Source organism: Veillonella sp. ACP1, from assembly GCF_000286635.1.
GTDB lineage: Bacteria > Bacillota > Negativicutes > Veillonellales > Veillonellaceae > Veillonella > Veillonella atypica.
Genome location: NZ_ALKL01000007.1, coordinates 70,309 through 87,466 on the forward strand (window position 1 = coordinate 70,309; position 17,158 = coordinate 87,466).

The following is a 17,158-nucleotide window of genomic DNA, read 5'->3' on the forward strand; positions in this document are numbered from 1 at the left end:
AAATCATATCTTTAATTATACCACATATACCATGCCATCTATACTGCATTGTACTGTATCAATATCATTATTTTCTCGCCATGTGAAAGCTATATGTTCATATGCTCGTTCGAAATATGTAACATTGCGTTTTTTTAATCCCCTTACCTTAGACGTAAGACATCGTGGATAGGATATCGTAATGGTACGAATTGGATTTCTAAAATATTCTGTATGCTCATCGATACAATATGCTATGCGCTGCTTCCACTGCTCATTAGTCACTAGTTCTCCCATGGCAGGCTCATAAGGACCTGCCAATAGACTAGTACCTGTATCGAGTTCTTCAGTGCTTTGCAATCCAGTCCGAATAACAGTAATATGATGCGATTCAAACCAAGTCTTTAAAAATGCACAATACTGTAATGCTAATTCCAATGATAATGGCTCATATATACCTGACTTGTATTGTTCCGCCAATTCCGTATGATCTATGACGAGGACGGGATAAATACGTACAAAATCAGGCTGCAATGCAATTATTTCAACAGCTGTTTGTATTATCGTTTCCCATGAATCGCCTAAAAGCCCCGGCAACAGTTGTAGTCCTACGGTAAATCCAAACTTTCGTAATTGTTTAACAGCCAATTTTACATCATCAGAGGTATGACCTCGTTTAGCTAAGGATAGTACGGTATCATCCATAGATTGTACGCCGAGTTCTATGGTCTTCATACCAAATGAACGCAGTAATTCTAATTGTCCATCACTTACGGCATCAGGCCTTGTAGAACAACGAATACCATCTATAATACCCGCTTGTAGCGCTTCATTAGCAGGTGCTAATAATTGTTTTTGTAATTCTTGATCAATAGCGGAAAAGGAGCCTCCATAAAAACAAACCTCCCAATATTTATCCGCTCTAGACTCGCCTACATAATCTCTAATGGTCGATGTAATATATGCTGGAGTCAAATACCCTATGCCTGATACTTCTGTAATACGAGACTGATTACAAAATGTACACACATGAGGACACCCTACATGAGGGATAAAAAATGGAATCATGCCATATTTCATAAATATACCTCCTCTCTATTCCTATTTACAATTCTAATTACATACATTTCGATTTTAATGTTCTCATATTAATAGTTCCTATATAAAAAGCGCCTTGCGGCGCTTTTTATATAGCAGCCATTAACCGTTCTAATGTCAATTGTGCTGCATGTTGTTCTGCTATTTTTTTACTTTTACCAGTACCTGCCTCATAGGTAATCCCATCGATGGATACCTCCATCATAAAAGTCTTAGCATGATCAGGACCAGACTCACTGATAAGACTATACACTATATGTTTATCACCATCACGTTGTACAAATTCTTGTAACAGTGTCTTATAATCTTTACCACGCTTACCTTCTAATGCTTGTTTAAGATTAGGAGCTAACTGATGAAGAACAAAGTCCATTACTGTTTTATAGTCAGTCGTTATATATAACGCACCAATCAATGATTCAAATGTATCAGCTAATATGGATTTTCTATCACTACCACCAGAGGACTTTTCCCCATGGCCCAGTAATAAATAATCACCTAAATGCAATGTACGACTAACGGTAGCTAATGAATCTTCGCAAACTGTAGCCGCCTTAATCTTAGTCAAATTACCTTCAGACATATCGGGATATGTTGTAAACAAATATTCACCAATAATTAAATCCAATACAGCATCACCAAGAAACTCTAAGCGTTGATTATGATGAATATGCTTAGATTTATGTTCATTCGCATAAGATGTATGAGTAAAAGCACAATCTAAAATCGAGATATCAATATTCGGTATATGTAAACGACTAACAAGCTCATGAAGAGAATCTTCACGAGCTTGTGTCATTATAGTATTCTTATGCGATACGTGACGCCCCATTAGTCTTCATAACGGCGAACACAAAGTGTACCGTTATGACCACCAAAGCCAAAGGAGTTGGAAAGAGCTGCTGTAACATGTAAATCACGAGAACCTTCACGTACATAATCAAGGTCTAAACCTTCATCTGGATTATCACAGTTAATTGTTGGATGAACCTTACCTGTTTCAATTGCCATTGCCATTACAATTGTTTCAATCGCACCAGCAGCGCCCAACAAGTGACCGGTCATAGATTTTGTAGAGTTAACAGCGATATCTTTTGCATGGTCGCCGAATAATTCTTTAATAGCCAATGTTTCGTTTTTATCATTCAAGCCTGTAGATGTACCGTGAGCATTGATGTAGTTAATTTCTTTAGGATCAATACCTGCATCTTTAATTGCTAATTCCATACATTTACGAGCTTGTACACCACCAGGAGCTGGAGCTGTAATATGATAAGCATCGCCATTAGTGCCATAACCTACTACTTCTGCGTAGATATGAGCACCACGAGCTTTAGCGTGTTCTAATTCTTCAAGTACAACGATACCTGCACCTTCCCCCATTACGAAACCATCACGGTCCTTATCAAATGGACGAGATGCTTTTGTAGGCTCATCATTGCGTGTAGACATAGCTTTCATAGCCGCGAAGCCGGCTACAGCAGCAGGGGAAACAGCAGCTTCAGTACCACCTGCAAACATGATGTCTGCATCACCACGTTGAATAATGCGGAATGCATCACCAATTGCATTAGTACCAGAAGTACAAGCTGTCACGTCTGTAATAACAGGACCTTTCAAGCCTAGGCGAATGGATACACGTGCAGAAGACATATTTGCAATCATCATAGGAACTGCAAATGGGCTAACACGACCAGGACCTTTTTCAAATAATGTTGTATATACATCATGGATAGAATCAATACCGCCAATACCAGTACCAACTACTGTACCACAACGGTCCAAATCTTCTTCATCAAGTGCTAATTTTGCATCATCAGCTGCCAAAACAGCTGCACCAATTGCAAATTCAACGGAACGGTCCATACGGCGAGCTTCTTTTTTATCTACGCCATATTGAGTAATATCAAAATCTTTTACTTCACCTGCAATGCGTGTTGCATAGTCAGATGCATCAAAGCGTGTAATTGGGCCAATACCAGATTTACCCGCTAACAACGCATTGTAGAAATTCTCTTTACCGATACCTACCGGAGTAATCGCTCCTAAGCCAGTAATTACTACACGTTTTTCCAATTATTCCACCTCTTATAGCTATATAGCCCCTTTAATTAATCGATTTCTGCTACTTGTTGTTTTAACTGTGCAAAAATATCTTTAACTGGCATAATCTTATCGACTTTTCGCATATTATTGCCAGAGAATACTAACCCCGTTTCCACATCACCTTGTTGCGCTCTAGATAAAGCACGGATAATACAGAATTTATGGGAACAATGTTTTAAACAATTGTCACATACTGTTGGTGGCGCTACAGTGCCATCAAGAACAGATTCAGCAAATTTATTTTTAATAGCTTGGCCTGGTAAACCTACTGGACTTTGAATCAATACAATATCCTCAGGATTTGTAGCACGCACATACATTTTTTTCAATTCATCAGATGCATTACATTCATCAGAAGCAGCAAAGCGACTGCCCATTTGAACGCCATTAGCACCCAATTTAAACATATCCACGATATCTTTACCATCTAAAACACCACCAGCTGCAATAACTGGAATATTTTTAACGGCTGCTACAACTTCTGGTACGATTTCACGAGCAGAACGATCCGTTCCCAAGTGACCACCAGCTTCGCTACCTTCTACGATAACTGCAGCGGCACCTAAACCTTCAGAAATGCGCGCTAATTTTGCAGAAGAAACAATAGGTACGATTGGAGTACCAGACTCTTTACCCATTGCGAACATATCTCTTGAAAAACCGGCACCTGCCACTACAAGATCAATGCCCTCTTCGATGGCAGTTTTTACAAGACCCGCAAATTGCGTTGCTGCTACCATCGCATTTATACCAATAATACCCGTAGGTGATAATTTTCTAGCTAATTGTATTTCATATCTTAATTCATCAAAAGGCAATCCAGATGCTGCAATAAGGCCAATACCACCTTCATTTGCAACGGCTGCTGCCAACCGAGCTGTAGACAATCTAATCGCCATACCACCTTGAATAATAGGTACTTTGGCCACTAGATTCCCAATGCGAAGTTCAGGGAGCTTCACTATCAATTCCTCCTGTAAACAATACCGATTAGGGGAGCCACTCGGCCCCCCGCACGGCTGAATTGTCAGCTATACAGCTTATTTAGCAGAATCAATATATTCTACTGTATCCTTAACGGTTTTGATTTTTTCTGCAACGTCGTCAGGGATTTCAACATTGAATTCTTCTTCAAATGCCATGATCAATTCAACGATATCCAAGGAGTCAGCGCCTAAGTCGTCGATGAATGTAGAATCAATGGTAACTTCAGCTTCATCAACGCCTAATTGTTCCACAACGATTGCTTTAACTTTATCGAAAGTGCTCATTAGTGGTTCACCTCCTTTCAAATGAGATTTATATATAGTCTAATTTTGTAACTACATTACCATGCCGCCATCTACATTGATGACTTGACCTGTAATATAGCTAGCAAAATCACTAGCAAGGAATGTTGTTACGGCAGCCACTTCTTCAGCTTTAGCCATACGGCCCAACGGAATTTGTGTTACCATAGCTTCTTTCACCTTTTCAGGCAATACATCTGTCATATCAGTATTGATAAAACCAGGTGCGATTGCATTAACTGTGATACCACGGCTAGCTAACTCTTTTGCACAAGATTTAGTAAAACCGATTACACCAGCTTTAGAAGCCGCATAGTTAGCTTGACCAGCATTACCCATCAAACCCACAACAGAAGTCATGTTAATAATATGACCAGCACGTTGTTTCATCATGATTTTGGATACTGCTTTTGTTACCAAATATACACCTTTAAGGTTGATATCGATAACGGCATCAAAGTCTTCGTCTTTCATACGCATAAGCAAACCATCACGAGTGATACCTGCATTATTTACTAAAATATCGATGTGACCAAATGTTTTATGCGTTTCTTCAACCATTGCTGCTACTTCTTCAGCATTTGCAACATTGGCTTTAATTTTAATCGCTTTGCGACCCAATGCTAAGATAGCGTCTACTGTTTCTTGAGCAGCAGCTTCACTGCCACTATAGTTAACAGCAACATCAGCACCAGATTGTGCAAGTTGAATAGCAACGGCGCGACCGATACCACGAGAGGCGCCAGTTACGAGAGCTACTTTACCCTCTAAGTGCATTTTATCGAACCCCCTTTAAAAATTCAAGCGTTTTCTCTAAGGATGGAATGTCTTCTACATTAGCTAATTCCATTTCTTTATTAATCTTTTTAGTGAAACCTGTTAATACTTTGCCAGGACCAACTTCTACAAAGCGAGTTACACCGAAGTTAACCATTTCTGCAACACAATCTTCCCACAATACAGGATTAGCTGCTTGTGTTACTAAAGATTCTTTAATGTCACTAGCATTTGTCAAAATTTTGCCAGTTACATTAGCTACTACTGGAATCTTAGCATCGTTAACTTGGATCTTATCTAATTCTTCTTTTAAACGAAGCGCTGCAGGTTCCATAAGACGACTATGGAATGGAGCACTTACAGGAAGCATTACTGCACGTTTTGCACCGGCTTCTTTCATTTTTTCAGCTGCTGTTTCTACGGCAGCTGTTTCACCAGCGATTACGATTTGACCAGGGCAGTTAAAGTTTACAGCTTGTACAGAACCAACTGTATCATTAACTTGTTGGCAAATTTCAACAACTTGTTCTCTTGGCAATGCTAGAATAGCCGCCATAGCACCCTTGCCCAATGGTACAGCTTCTTGCATATATTCACCACGTTTATGAACTACATACACAGCATCCTTAAAATCAAGAACACCGGCAGCGACTAACGCACTATATTCACCTAAGCTATGACCACCTACGATATCTGGTGTAAAGCCTTGTTCTTTCAACACTTCATAGCAAGCTACGGAAGCAGTTAAAATAGCTGGTTGTGTATTAGCAGTCTTAACCAATTCTGTATCAGGTCCTTCGAAGCATAATTTAGAAATAGAATATCCCAATGCTTCATCAGCTTCTTCAAAACGTTGTTTAACGATTGGGTATGCATTATACAAATCTTGTAACATGCCTACCTTTTGAGATCCTTGACCTGGAAATACGAATGCAGTTTTCATAGGATGGCCTCCTTATTTGCCAAAAGTTTGTAGATTTTTAATCACTGTTTCAGCTTCTGTCATAATGTCTGTAATGATTTCTTTACAAGGTTTCACATCGTGTAACATACCTGCGATTTGACCAATCATAACGGAGCCTTCTTTTACATCACCTTCAATAGCAGCTTTACGAAGTGTACCTGCGCCAAGATTTTCTAATTCTTCCTTGGAACCACCACTAAATTCAAGATTTTTATATTTATGTGCTAATTGATTCTCGATAATTCGAACTGGATGACCTGTTGTAAGACCAGTCATAACAGTAGAACGATCTTTTGCTTTCAATACAGCGTTTTTATAGTTTTCATGAGCAATACATTCTTCAGATAGGACAAAACGTGTACCCATTTGAACTGCATGAGCACCTAGTGCAAACGCAGCTGCTACGCCACGGCCATCTGCAATACCACCAGCAGCAATAACTGGAACATCGACAGCATCTACAACTTGTGGTAACAATGCCATTGTTGTAATATCCCCAACATGGCCACCTGATTCAGTACCTTCTGCAATAATCGCATCAATACCACCACGAAGTAAACGTTTCGCTAAAAGAACGGATGCAACTACAGGAATAACCTTTGTGCCAATTTCTTTCAAAGCTGGGATATATACACCAGGATTACCCGCACCAGTTGTAATAACAGGAACTCGTTCTTCAACAACAACTTCCATAACTTCTTTTACAAAAGGAGACATCAACATAATATTACAACCAAATGGTTTATTAGTACGTTCTTTAACTTTGTGAATTTCGTTGCGGAAAATATCAGGAGGCATATGTCCTGCACCAATTATGCCAAGACCACCTGCTTCAGATACTGCAGACGCAAGTTCAGCCGTTCCTAACCAAGCCATACCACCTTGAAAGATAGGATACTCAATCTGTAACAAATCACAAATATCAGTCTTAATCATCTTGATGTTTCCTCCTTAATACCATTTCAAGACGAGGCTAGCCCAGGTAAGGCCAGCACCAAATCCTGCAAGTGCTACATTATCACCGCGTTTTAAGCAACCTTCACGATTTGCTTCATCCAACGCAATGGCCACTGATGCAGCGGATGTATTACCATACTTATGTAAATTTACAAATACCTTTTCTTTTGGCATATGTAAACGTTTAGCGGCTGAATCAATAATACGAATATTAGCTTGATGCGGGATAAAATAATCTAACTCATCTAAATTCATATTAGCTCGTTCTAGAGATTTTAATGCCGTTTTTCCCATTGTTTTAACAGCAAATTTATATACTTCTGGACCATCCATATGAATGAAAGTCAAGCCTTCTTCTATGCGTTGATCATTAGCTACAACAGCTGTCCCACCAGCTGGTATACACAATGCAGAGCCGCCAGTGCCATCAGCACCTAAGTCCACACCCTTAATACCATAACCCTCTGGAACTTCAGAAACTACGGCAGCACCGGCACCATCACCAAATAGAATACAAGTACCACGATCGTTCCAATTAACGCGACGAGACAAAATTTCTGCGCCTACAACGAGAACATTTTTAAATAATCCAGAAGCGATATAGCTTTGAGCAGTTATCAACCCATACACAAATCCGGAGCATGCAGCTTGTAAATCATAAGCTGCTGCATTTTTCGCACCAAGATTTGCTTGCAATATACATGCGGCAGAAGGAATCACCATATCTGGTGTCAATGTAGCAAAGATAATCATATCGATATCTTCTACATCGAGCTTAGCCATTTGAAGTGCTTTTTTTGCAGCTTCAGTTGCCATATAGGATGTATTCATACCTTCTGGTGCAATGCGTCTTTCTTCAATGCCTGTACGTTCTCTGATCCATTGGTCACTTGTATCGACCATTTTCTCTAAATCAAAGTTAGTCACCACATTATCAGGAAGGAAGCTACCTGTACCAATAATACCGACAGGTTTATTCATCATACTCATATTTTACGGCTCCTTCAATTTCCATTGTTTCTCGAATATGTTCAATTATTTTGCGTTCTACTAAATCGGCTGCAATGGTAATAGCAGTCTTAATTTCTTTAGCCTTTGAACTGCCATGAGCAATCATAAACACACCATTTACACCAAGTAATGGAGCACCACCATTTTCAGTGTGGTCCACCTTCTTGGCCATTGGTTTCAACGCTGGTTTGATAAGCAATGCCCCAATTTTAGCTAATATTCCGCCATTCATGATGCTGTCTTTAATGAGCTGTGTCAAACCAGTTACAAGACCTTCTGCAAATTTAAGAATTACATTGCCTACAAAACCATCGCAAACGACAACGTCTACGGTTCCTTTCGGAATATCGCGGCCTTCTACATTTCCTTTAAAATTGATGGTTTTCATATTTTCCAAGATAGGATATGTAGCAAGCACAACTTCATTACCTTTAGTTGCTTCTTCACCGATATTTAAAAGACCTACCGTAGGATTTTCTTTGCCAAGTAAAAGTTTCGCATACTCAGCCCCCATCAATGCACCTTGTACAAGATGTTTTGGTTTACTATTTGAATTCGCACCGGAATCCAACATAACAGTAATACCATTTACAGTCGGCATTGGCGTAGCAATAACAGGTCTATCAATGCCCTTGATACGTCCTAGTCCGAACAATGCGGCTGCTACAGCAGCACCTGTACTACCTGGTGCAATAACAGCTTCACATTCTTTACTTCTAACTAAAGATGTAGCCACCACAACAGATGCATCCTTTTTCTTGCGCAATGCTTGACCAGGATGCTCATCCATTCCGATTACTTGACTCGCATGATACACAGAAATGCGAGGATTATTTGTTTCATTATTGTCTTCTAAAATTTTGAATATTTGAGTTTTATCGCCTACGAGAACAACATCAATATGTTCCGTTTCTCGCACTGCTTCCAAGGCGCCTAAGACGATTTCCAAGGGAGCAAAATCACCACCCATGGCGTCAATTGCAATTTTCATATACTACACCCGATTCTCCACAGACTCCATGATAAATTTAGCTCTAAATACTTCTTTTATTTTATCTCTAATTATAACCCAAATAAAGTATTTATCTCCACGACGACGAACAATTTCTGCTTTCGCCACCAAATTAGTACCAGACTCTACTGGATTTTTATATTTAATATTCCCCACCTCTGCAGAGCAAAGGGTTGAACCCATAACTAGCTTGGCCAAGGAATTTGCTTGAGCATACAAATACTGTGGATCAATATAACCAAAACGATCTTCCATGTCTGGCGTCGTATGTAACATGGATAAAGCTTGTTTTCCTTCCGTTACATCGATGAGTTCGCCTACAATTTCATGCTGTATTGGTTCCGGTTGCTCATCCTGAGCATGTTCGGTAGCCATCGCTTTAATACGCTCACGCAATTCAGGAATTCCCAATTCTAATCGATCGAGTCGAATTGTAGGTACACTGACACCAAAGTGCGATGCCAACTCTTCATCAGTAAGAAAAGGCGTAATATTCAGTTTTTCTGTTAACTGTTTCTGTCTTTCTTGCTTCTTCAACCTACTCATGGGACCACCTTTTATGACCTAGTATTAATATTACATCTTAAGTATATATAATAATTCCCATATTGGCAAGGTTTTTCGCATATATAGTGATATATTTTATGGTAATATACTAAATATTGTCCTTATTTTAAAATTAATTAATACTTTATAGGAGATATTAATATAAAGCATATATCAATCAACAACTATCCATTTTTGGGCAGTAAAAAACACCTACACAAATGTGTAGGTGTTTTACACGCTCAATTAGGCTTTTGCAACTACTTGTTCACCTTTATAGTGACCACATGTAGGGCAAACACGATGAGGCATCATAGGTTCGTGGCATTGTGGACATGCTACATAACCAGGAGCTTCTAATTTCCAGTTTGCACGACGACGATCGCGACGGCATTTGGATAATCTACGCTTAGGTACTGCCATTATCTGCACCTCCTTAGTACAATCATTAGGATAGTCTATCATCTTTCTCATCAAACAAAGCACGTAACTCTGCGAATCGAGGATCCACCACAAAGGATTCACAAGAACAAGGTGAAACATTCAAATTTGCTCCGCAATGAACGCACAATCCTTTGCAATCATCCTGACATAACACTTGAGAGGGCTCATTGATGATTAATGTATCCCGAATCAGTTCGGTTAAGTCAATTTCCTCTCCGTTAAAAGGAATCACATCTTCATCGGCATCTCGAGAATCACTAAAGATTTCCTCGAAGGAATCGTTACGCTCATGTTCCGTAGTCGTTAAACAACGAGAACATTCGTAATCACCTTTAGAATTAATCGAACCTTGAACGATGTAGTTTTGACCATCAAACCAAAACTCACCACTAATAGTTATATCATGACGGCTCCAAGGAAAAGCAACTACGTCACTACCAAGTTCTTCACTCGGCATCGTATAGCTATAAGGAAATTTCTTTCCTATATGTTCTTTTGCTTGCTCTACTTGCAGTTTCATAATCTTACCTCGACTTATAATATTATAAACATGACAGTGTGCTTTGTCAAATAAAAAAGGCTATCTCAATATTGCTTAAGATAGCCTTTCTAATGTATCAATTACATTTTTTCGAATTGATCTTTGCCAACGCCACAGATAGGGCAAACATAATCAGCTGGTTGATCTTCGAATTTAACGCCTTCTACAGCTTCGTCATAAACCCAACCGCATACTACGCATACGTATTTTTCCATGTCTATTTCCTCCTTCACTTGAGATTATATTAATGTGTTCATATCGTTAAGATACTTTATCTGTAATATAGTATAGCAAAGACATCGAAACTTTTCAATACTCATTTTCCATTTTTCTACTAAATTTTCAATATCCTCCGAAAGCTGACTATTATTACTTTCATACGTAATTTTATAATGAAATCTATTATCAATTAGATTTTTATGATATACTATTTACTAGAAATATATAGTGGTATACTAAATATTCGCCACATAAGTAGATTTTATTATCTTATATATAACTATATTATAGGAGGATTCATGAGAACAAAACTGACTGAATTACTAAATATCGAATACCCTATCATCCAAGGTGCTATGGCATGGGTTTCTGAGGCTACATTAGTTGCAGCTGTAGCTAACGCTGGTGCTACAGGTGTTATCGCCTTAGGCGGTCGCGATGCAGAATGGACTCGTAATGAGATTCGCGCATGCAAAGAACTAACAGATAAACCTTTTGGTGTAAATTTAATGCTTATGGCCCCAAATAAAGATGAATTAGTAGATGTTATCATCGCAGAAAAACCTTCATTTGTAACACTTGGCGCTGGCAACCCTACCCCATATATTAAGCCATTCCAAGAAGCGGGTATCAAGGTTATTCCTGTTGTACCTTCCTTGAAATTAGCAAAACGCATTCAAGATGCTGGTGCCGATGCTATCGTCGTAGAAGGTATGGAGGCTGGTGGTCACATCGGTTCTCAAACGACAATGTCTTTGATGGAAAACATTCTACCAGAAATCACTATTCCTGTTGTTGTGGCTGGTTCCATCGTTGATGGTCGTGGTTTGGCAGCAGCTTTATTGATGGGTGCTGAAGGTGTACAAATGGGCTCCCGTTTCTTACTTGCCGAAGAATGTAAAGCTCATCAAAATATGAAAGAAGCAATTATCAAAGCCACAGATACAGACTCCGTTGTAACAGGTCTCCTCTCCGGTCACGGTGGTGTACGTAGCTTGCGCAGTGATTTTACAGACCGTTATATTGCAGCAGAAACTGATGGCGTTACAACAAAAGAAGAACGCAGCAAAATGTCCCAAGGTACAAATAAATTAGCTGCTATCGATGGCGACGTTGTCAATGGTGCTGTACAAGTAGGCCAAGCGCTTAATAGACTTAATGAAATTGAACCAGCTCAAACTATTGTACACTCTGTTATTAATGAAGCTATTATGGCAATCCGTAAAGCACAACGCTTTATCGAAGTAATTTAATAGGAGGTCCTATGTTACCTTATCATGGAAAGTATCCAAAATTAGATCCAAAATCTTGTGTTATGCCTGGTGCTGAACTAGCCGGCGATGTAGAGTTGAAAGAATTTGCCTCTATCTGGCAAAACTGTGCACTTCGTGGCGATGTTAATAAAATTATAGTAGGTCGTTATTCCAACGTACAAGATAACTCTGTGCTTCACGTCGATGATGATGAGGCTTGTATACTTGGCGACTATGTAACTATAGGTCATGGCGCCATTGTTCATGCGTCTACCATCGAGGATAATGTACTCGTTGGCATGGGGGCTATCGTACTAAGTGGTTGTCATATCGGTACTGGCTCTATCATTGCAGCCGGTGCAGTGGTAAAAGAAAACACTACAATCCCTCCCTATTCTTTAGTCGTTGGTATTCCTGCACGCATCGTACGTACTGATGAATCCCAAGTTGAAAGAATCCACAATCAAGCATTAAAATATAAACACCTTTGGACTGTAGAATATGGTATGCTACCAGATTGTGGTGGCGAAGAATACGACAAAAACGCCAAAATTGTATAACTACAATGTAAAAAATAAGGTTTTCTATAAATAAAGCCTTCACACGTAAAATAGCGACTAGTTGATTATATGGTATCAACTAGTCGCTATTTCTTTATCATCAGAACATCGTCCGATATAGTATACAGTTTTGTTTTATAATTGGAATCTTGCTTTTACAATCTGCTGAGTTATCAATGCGGAGCCCATAGCTAACGCCATTGGGAAGCATATTTCCACGGAAAATCGTGAAAGTTCTAACATGAACACACAGGATGTAAGTGGCATCTTTTGTGCCAATCCCAAGAAAATTACGGCCCCTATAAATGCAGCAAAGCCAAGGTGTACAGGGCTGACCATAATACTCCACAAGGCTGCAAAGGCTAATGCCAATGTACTACCTAGCATCATGGATGGCGTAATTCGACCACCATAAGCACCAGCCATTAAGGCAAGTAACACGGCAATCCATTTAGTAGCTAATAAACCTAATGCATAATCCCATCCTACTAAATCTGTAAAGGTCAACTGATTACCAGCTTTACCATTACCGAGGATTTCTGGAAAATACATGGCCATTACCCCAATAACAGCAAATGATAAAAAAGCTATGACAATCATTTTAGGGCTTTTTCTATCAAACTTAGGTAATAAGGATTGTGTTTTATCAAATAAAACAACGCCAATAGCAATGACAGCGCCAAGGACGATAGCAAATTCTTGATAGCTACCATATAAAGGTGGTTGTGGCATCGTATACTGAACAAGATCTCCTATCCCTGCCTGACGAACGACCAATGTAGCTAGTCCACACGATAAAAGGGCTGCACTCATGGCTCGAACATTCCATGTGATAAGTAATGTCTCTAGCGTAAAAATAGCAGCTGATAAAGGAGAATTATATACGGCAGCTAAGCCTGCACCAGCAGCACAAGCAATAATAAGTGACTTGTCCTCAGGGCGCATATCAACATAGCGCAATAATCCAGACATGATACCAGCACTAGCTTCGCGAGGTGCTACTTCTCGACCAAGTGGAGAACCCATGCCGACCGTGATAATTTGCAATGTAGCATGAATAAATGTGGTCAACGGAGGCATTTCTTTTGTAGAATCCTGAACAGCTTTTTTTATATCTACCAGTGGGTCTCCATAACGATGGATAAGAACCCAACCTACACCGCCAACAAGACCACAGGCCAGTAATGCTAACAATCGATGTTCAGGCGATACACGTGCCACGGCTTGACCAAACGTCAAGCCATCGGATGTCGAATAGGCATACATAAAATGTTGAATATAGTGCATTAAATGAGTATAAAAGGAACCGATTAATCCTGCCACTAATCCGACGATTATAATCAATCCTAACAATCGTTTATCTAACATAATCTTTATTTTACTCCATAGCTAGTATGACTTCACCTTGTGTCAACGAAGATTGTACATCAATAATTCGTTGATTAGAGGATCCTCTAAATCGTAAGGATGGATCTTTTAACTCATCTACAAATCGACCATCAACAAGGATATCGATTTGTTCCACTAAGCTACGGCGCGATGGATCAGATATAATATCATCCCAAACATATCCAGAGTAAGCCCAAATAGGTTTTTCAGGCGCTGCTTCACGCACTGCTTTCACTATAGCTAGCATACCATCTACATTTTGAAATGGTTCACCGCCTAACAAGGTGAGGCCAGCACAATTAGGATCTTTTACATAAGACACAACTAGCTGTGTTTCTTTATCAGTCCATTCTTGACCAGCATTAAAATCTTGATATTCTTCATTAAAACAATTATAACAGCAATGGGTGCAACCAGTTACAAATATAGATGTGCGTATACCTTCCCCATTGGCGATATCATATTGTCGGATCTGTCCATATCTCATAATAACCCCCATATTTGCCTATGATCAACTTTGACCAAATTAAACATATAGATATATTTCAATTTATCATGTATATAGTAAAAGCTGTGCCAATGGCACAGCTTTTAACATGTTTCGATTAATAAAATTAAATATGCATTACACGATCTTTAATTTCTTTTGTGCGACCTTCGTTCCAGAAGTTTTCACCAAGGTATCCACACGTACGGCGGATAACTGTTAATTTATCGCGGTTTGTATTATGACAACGAGGGCATTCCCATTGATTGTCATCATTAACCTTGATTTCACCATCAAATCCACATTCATGACAATAGTCAGATTTTGTATTGAACTCTGCATAGGAAATATTGTCGTAAATATATTTAATCATCGTCAATACTGCAGGAATATTGTTGGTCATATTCGGAATTTCCGCATAGGAAATGCAACCGCCAGTTGATTTCTTTTGGAATTCAGATTCAAAGGCAAATTTATCAAATACGTTAATTTCTTCACGAACGCTTACATGATAACTATTCGTATAGTAACCTTTGTCTGTTACATCTTCGATGATACCAAAACGTGCACGATCCAATGATGAGAAACGATTTGTTAAGCTTTCAGCAGGCGTACCATAAAGGCCAAAGCCTAGATTATGTTTTTCACGCCATTCATTAATAGCTTGGTTCAAACGATCCATAATTTTCATAGCAAAAACACGACCATGTTCACCTGTATTAGATTCGCCAGTAATCAAGCGACATGCTTCATAAATGCCGATATAACCAAGGGAAATCGTCGCATAGCCACCAGTCAAAAATGGAGCAATCTTTTCACCTTTTTTAAGTCGCGCAATAGCACCATGTTGCCAGTGAATTGGGGATACATCACTTACTACATCTTTCAATAGATTGTAACGTAACATTAATGCTTTTTCAGCTAACTCAAGGCGTTTATCCAAGATTTCAAAATACTTTTCTTCACTACCGCGTGCTAAAATACCAATTTGTGGCAAATTCAAACTTACTACACCCATGTTGAAACGGCCATCAAATTTATAATTGCCTTCTGCATCCTTCCAAGGAGATAAGAAGGAACGACATCCCATAGGGCTGAATACATTGCCTTCGTAATTTTCCTTCATCTTCTTTGCAGAAATATAATCAGGATACATGCGTTTAGCCGTACATTGAGCAGCTAATTCTGTTAAATAATAATATGGGCTATCCGGATGAACATTGTGTTCGTCTAATACATAAATCAATTTAGGGAATGCTGGTGTAATGTATACATCGGCTTCATTTTTTACACCCTTAATACGTTGACGTAAAATCTCTTCCGTAATTAATGCCGCTTCCTTAGCGTATTCATAATCCGGTTGGAAATACATAAACAATGTAACGAATGGGGATTGGCCATTTGTAGTCATCAATGTATTGATTTGGTATTGAATGGTTTGAATGCCGTCCTTTACCTCTTTACGCGTGCGTTTCCAAGCAATTTCACGAGCCTTTTCCATATTTGGTTCCATGCCGTAAATCTCAACTTGTTCTTCAATTACATTATTGAGGATTTTTTCATAAGATTTACGTACGAATGGTGCCAAAATACGGTCAATACCATTAATACTTTGACCACCATATTGACCAGATGCAACTTGTGCAATTATTTGAGTTGTTACAGTACATGCTACTTGGAATGATTTTGGCGTGTCAATGCGCTTACCGTTGATAACTGTACCATTTGTCAACATATCTTCTAAGTTGATTAAGCAACAGTTAAACATCGGTTGGATGATATAGTCCATATCGTGGAAATGGATAGCACCGCTATCATGTGCTTCTAGTATATCTGTAGGAATCAACTTACGACGCGCAATATCCTTGGACACTTCACCAGCAATTAAATCGCGTTGTGTAGATACAATAGCAGCATCTTTATTAGAATTTTCATCAAGAACACTAACATTACTACGATCCAACAAACCGATAACATCTTCGTCAGTCGTGTTTTGGCGACGTTTGAAAGCTTGTACCGCTTTATAACCTTCATAAGCACGAGCTGTTGCAGGATTATGATACTCAATCAACTTATAGTATACTTGATCTTCTATAGCATAGATTGTCATATCCTTTTGAAGTTTTATAGCATATGCTTCAATTTCGTCAGCAATGCGTTCAGCTAAGCCAGATTCATATAACCCCGTACTACTATGTTCTGCCTTTTCAATAGCTACTGCAATTTTATGTTTATCGAAAGGTACCTTTGTACCATCCCGTTTAATGACCTGCAACATCTCGGAACCTCCCCGTTTCCCATACTCCGAATTAATTAATGTCATTACATATAAAAAAGTATGGAAAAAACCATACTCAATCTATATTATTTACTACGAAAAATACAAAATTCAATAGATTATTTCGTATTTCTAACTGCTTTCATAGTATACTATATATAGTGTTTTATTGCAATAAAAAATACAATATCATGTAAAAAAGAGTCTTTTTGCTATACTTAAACGGCATAACAAAAAAACTCTTTTTT

Annotated in this window: 19 protein-coding genes; 2 read left to right on the forward strand and 17 right to left on the reverse strand. The window is 38.8% G+C overall.

Features of this window, described 5'->3' with window-relative positions; translation table 11 throughout:
• Positions 1-15 precede the first annotated feature (15 nt).
• The 14 genes from HMPREF1151_RS02065 to HMPREF1151_RS02130 form a co-directional block, all read right to left on the reverse strand.
• Positions 16-1,059: an elongator complex protein 3 gene (locus tag HMPREF1151_RS02065; protein ID WP_009660924.1), complete on the reverse strand. Its 1,044-nt coding sequence runs from the start codon at positions 1,057-1,059 to the stop codon at positions 16-18.
• A 106-nt stretch (positions 1,060-1,165) separates the two neighbouring features.
• Positions 1,166-1,909 (reverse strand): ribonuclease III, encoded by a 744-nt coding sequence (rnc, locus tag HMPREF1151_RS02070; protein ID WP_005376738.1) that lies wholly within the window; start codon positions 1,907-1,909, stop codon positions 1,166-1,168.
• Positions 1,909-3,153, reverse strand: coding sequence for a beta-ketoacyl-ACP synthase II (fabF, locus tag HMPREF1151_RS02075; protein ID WP_009660856.1), 1,245 nt, complete (start codon positions 3,151-3,153; stop codon positions 1,909-1,911). The genes rnc and fabF overlap by 1 nt, the downstream gene beginning before the upstream one ends.
• A gap of 35 nt (positions 3,154-3,188) precedes the next feature.
• Complete coding sequence (locus HMPREF1151_RS02080; RefSeq protein WP_005376890.1) at positions 3,189-4,145, reverse strand: nitronate monooxygenase family protein; 957 nt, start codon at positions 4,143-4,145, stop codon at positions 3,189-3,191.
• 78 nt (positions 4,146-4,223) lie between these two features.
• Positions 4,224-4,454 (reverse strand): acyl carrier protein, encoded by a 231-nt coding sequence (locus tag HMPREF1151_RS02085; RefSeq protein ID WP_005376767.1) that lies wholly within the window; start codon positions 4,452-4,454, stop codon positions 4,224-4,226.
• Positions 4,455-4,505: 51 nt separating this feature from the next.
• Positions 4,506-5,249, reverse strand: a complete 744-nt coding sequence (gene fabG / locus HMPREF1151_RS02090) for a 3-oxoacyl-[acyl-carrier-protein] reductase (protein WP_005376748.1) — start codon at positions 5,247-5,249, stop codon at positions 4,506-4,508.
• A 1-nt stretch (position 5,250) separates the two neighbouring features.
• Complete coding sequence (gene fabD, locus HMPREF1151_RS02095; RefSeq protein WP_005376799.1) at positions 5,251-6,192, reverse strand: ACP S-malonyltransferase; 942 nt, start codon at positions 6,190-6,192, stop codon at positions 5,251-5,253.
• A gap of 12 nt (positions 6,193-6,204) precedes the next feature.
• Complete coding sequence (fabK, locus tag HMPREF1151_RS02100; protein WP_005380823.1) at positions 6,205-7,149, reverse strand: enoyl-[acyl-carrier-protein] reductase FabK; 945 nt, start codon at positions 7,147-7,149, stop codon at positions 6,205-6,207.
• Positions 7,150-7,164: 15 nt separating this feature from the next.
• Positions 7,165-8,160 carry a beta-ketoacyl-ACP synthase III gene (locus HMPREF1151_RS02105; protein ID WP_009660874.1) on the reverse strand — a complete coding sequence of 332 codons (996 nt, stop codon included), beginning with the start codon at positions 8,158-8,160 and terminating at the stop codon, positions 7,165-7,167.
• Positions 8,144-9,172: a phosphate acyltransferase PlsX gene (gene plsX, locus HMPREF1151_RS02110; RefSeq protein WP_005380855.1), complete on the reverse strand. Its 1,029-nt coding sequence runs from the start codon at positions 9,170-9,172 to the stop codon at positions 8,144-8,146. Before plsX ends, HMPREF1151_RS02105 begins: the two co-directional genes overlap by 17 nt.
• 3 nt (positions 9,173-9,175) lie before the next feature.
• Positions 9,176-9,739, reverse strand: coding sequence for a transcription factor FapR (gene fapR, locus HMPREF1151_RS02115; RefSeq protein WP_005381039.1), 564 nt, complete (start codon positions 9,737-9,739; stop codon positions 9,176-9,178).
• Positions 9,740-9,985: 246 nt separating this feature from the next.
• Positions 9,986-10,162: a 50S ribosomal protein L32 gene (gene rpmF / locus HMPREF1151_RS02120; RefSeq protein WP_005376859.1), complete on the reverse strand. Its 177-nt coding sequence runs from the start codon at positions 10,160-10,162 to the stop codon at positions 9,986-9,988.
• Between the two features lie 25 nt (positions 10,163-10,187).
• A complete protein-coding gene (locus tag HMPREF1151_RS02125) occupies positions 10,188-10,703 on the reverse strand; it encodes a DUF177 domain-containing protein (protein WP_009660919.1) in 516 nt (171 codons plus the stop codon).
• A gap of 101 nt (positions 10,704-10,804) precedes the next feature.
• Positions 10,805-10,939 carry a rubredoxin gene (locus HMPREF1151_RS02130; RefSeq protein ID WP_004693422.1) on the reverse strand — a complete coding sequence of 45 codons (135 nt, stop codon included), beginning with the start codon at positions 10,937-10,939 and terminating at the stop codon, positions 10,805-10,807.
• A gap of 303 nt (positions 10,940-11,242) precedes the next feature.
• Between HMPREF1151_RS02130 and HMPREF1151_RS02135 the strand changes: the two genes are divergently transcribed.
• Together HMPREF1151_RS02135 and HMPREF1151_RS02140 are read left to right on the forward strand one after the other, a co-directional pair.
• Entirely contained in the window at positions 11,243-12,196 is a 954-nt protein-coding gene (locus tag HMPREF1151_RS02135; protein WP_009660933.1) for a nitronate monooxygenase, read from the forward strand.
• 11 nt (positions 12,197-12,207) lie between these two features.
• On the forward strand, positions 12,208-12,756 hold the full coding sequence (locus tag HMPREF1151_RS02140) for a gamma carbonic anhydrase family protein (RefSeq protein ID WP_009660921.1): 549 nt from the start codon (positions 12,208-12,210) through the stop codon (positions 12,754-12,756).
• Between the two features lie 135 nt (positions 12,757-12,891).
• Here the strand turns inward: HMPREF1151_RS02140 and HMPREF1151_RS02145 are convergent, their stop codons facing one another.
• The 3 genes from HMPREF1151_RS02145 to nrdD all read right to left on the reverse strand — a co-directional run bounded on the left by HMPREF1151_RS02145 (position 12,892) and on the right by nrdD (position 16,910).
• On the reverse strand, positions 12,892-14,124 hold the full coding sequence (locus tag HMPREF1151_RS02145) for a chloride channel protein (RefSeq protein ID WP_009660851.1): 1,233 nt from the start codon (positions 14,122-14,124) through the stop codon (positions 12,892-12,894).
• 10 nt (positions 14,125-14,134) lie between these two features.
• Entirely contained in the window at positions 14,135-14,632 is a 498-nt protein-coding gene (gene nrdG / locus HMPREF1151_RS02150) for an anaerobic ribonucleoside-triphosphate reductase activating protein (RefSeq protein WP_009660934.1), read from the reverse strand.
• 127 nt (positions 14,633-14,759) lie between these two features.
• Positions 14,760-16,910: an anaerobic ribonucleoside-triphosphate reductase gene (gene nrdD, locus HMPREF1151_RS02155; RefSeq protein WP_009660855.1), complete on the reverse strand. Its 2,151-nt coding sequence runs from the start codon at positions 16,908-16,910 to the stop codon at positions 14,760-14,762.
• Positions 16,911-17,158 lie beyond the last annotated feature (248 nt).

Bases quoted from the DNA above. Each gene is read 5' to 3' on its own strand.
- plsX (WP_005380855.1), bottom strand. From the start codon at position 9,172: ATGAAAATTGCAATTGACGCCATGGGTGGTGATTTTGCTCCCTTGGAA.
- rpmF (WP_005376859.1), bottom strand. From the start codon at position 10,162: ATGGCAGTACCTAAGCGTAGATTATCCAAATGCCGTCGCGATCGTCGT.
- HMPREF1151_RS02125 (WP_009660919.1), bottom strand. From the start codon at position 10,703: ATGAAACTGCAAGTAGAGCAAGCAAAAGAACATATAGGAAAGAAATTT.
- HMPREF1151_RS02140 (WP_009660921.1), top strand. From the start codon at position 12,208: ATGTTACCTTATCATGGAAAGTATCCAAAATTAGATCCAAAATCTTGT.
- fabK (WP_005380823.1), bottom strand. From the start codon at position 7,149: ATGATTAAGACTGATATTTGTGATTTGTTACAGATTGAGTATCCTATC.
- nrdD (WP_009660855.1), bottom strand. From the start codon at position 16,910: ATGTTGCAGGTCATTAAACGGGATGGTACAAAGGTACCTTTCGATAAA.
- HMPREF1151_RS02130 (WP_004693422.1), bottom strand. From the start codon at position 10,939: ATGGAAAAATACGTATGCGTAGTATGCGGTTGGGTTTATGACGAAGCT.
- fabD (WP_005376799.1), bottom strand. From the start codon at position 6,192: ATGAAAACTGCATTCGTATTTCCAGGTCAAGGATCTCAAAAGGTAGGC.
- HMPREF1151_RS02065 (WP_009660924.1), bottom strand. From the start codon at position 1,059: ATGAAATATGGCATGATTCCATTTTTTATCCCTCATGTAGGGTGTCCT.
- nrdG (WP_009660934.1), bottom strand. From the start codon at position 14,632: ATGAGATATGGACAGATCCGACAATATGATATCGCCAATGGGGAAGGT.
- HMPREF1151_RS02145 (WP_009660851.1), bottom strand. From the start codon at position 14,124: ATGTTAGATAAACGATTGTTAGGATTGATTATAATCGTCGGATTAGTG.
- HMPREF1151_RS02085 (WP_005376767.1), bottom strand. From the start codon at position 4,454: ATGAGCACTTTCGATAAAGTTAAAGCAATCGTTGTGGAACAATTAGGC.
- HMPREF1151_RS02135 (WP_009660933.1), top strand. From the start codon at position 11,243: ATGAGAACAAAACTGACTGAATTACTAAATATCGAATACCCTATCATC.
- rnc (WP_005376738.1), bottom strand. From the start codon at position 1,909: ATGGGGCGTCACGTATCGCATAAGAATACTATAATGACACAAGCTCGT.
- fabG (WP_005376748.1), bottom strand. From the start codon at position 5,249: ATGCACTTAGAGGGTAAAGTAGCTCTCGTAACTGGCGCCTCTCGTGGT.
- HMPREF1151_RS02105 (WP_009660874.1), bottom strand. From the start codon at position 8,160: ATGAGTATGATGAATAAACCTGTCGGTATTATTGGTACAGGTAGCTTC.
- fapR (WP_005381039.1), bottom strand. From the start codon at position 9,739: ATGAGTAGGTTGAAGAAGCAAGAAAGACAGAAACAGTTAACAGAAAAA.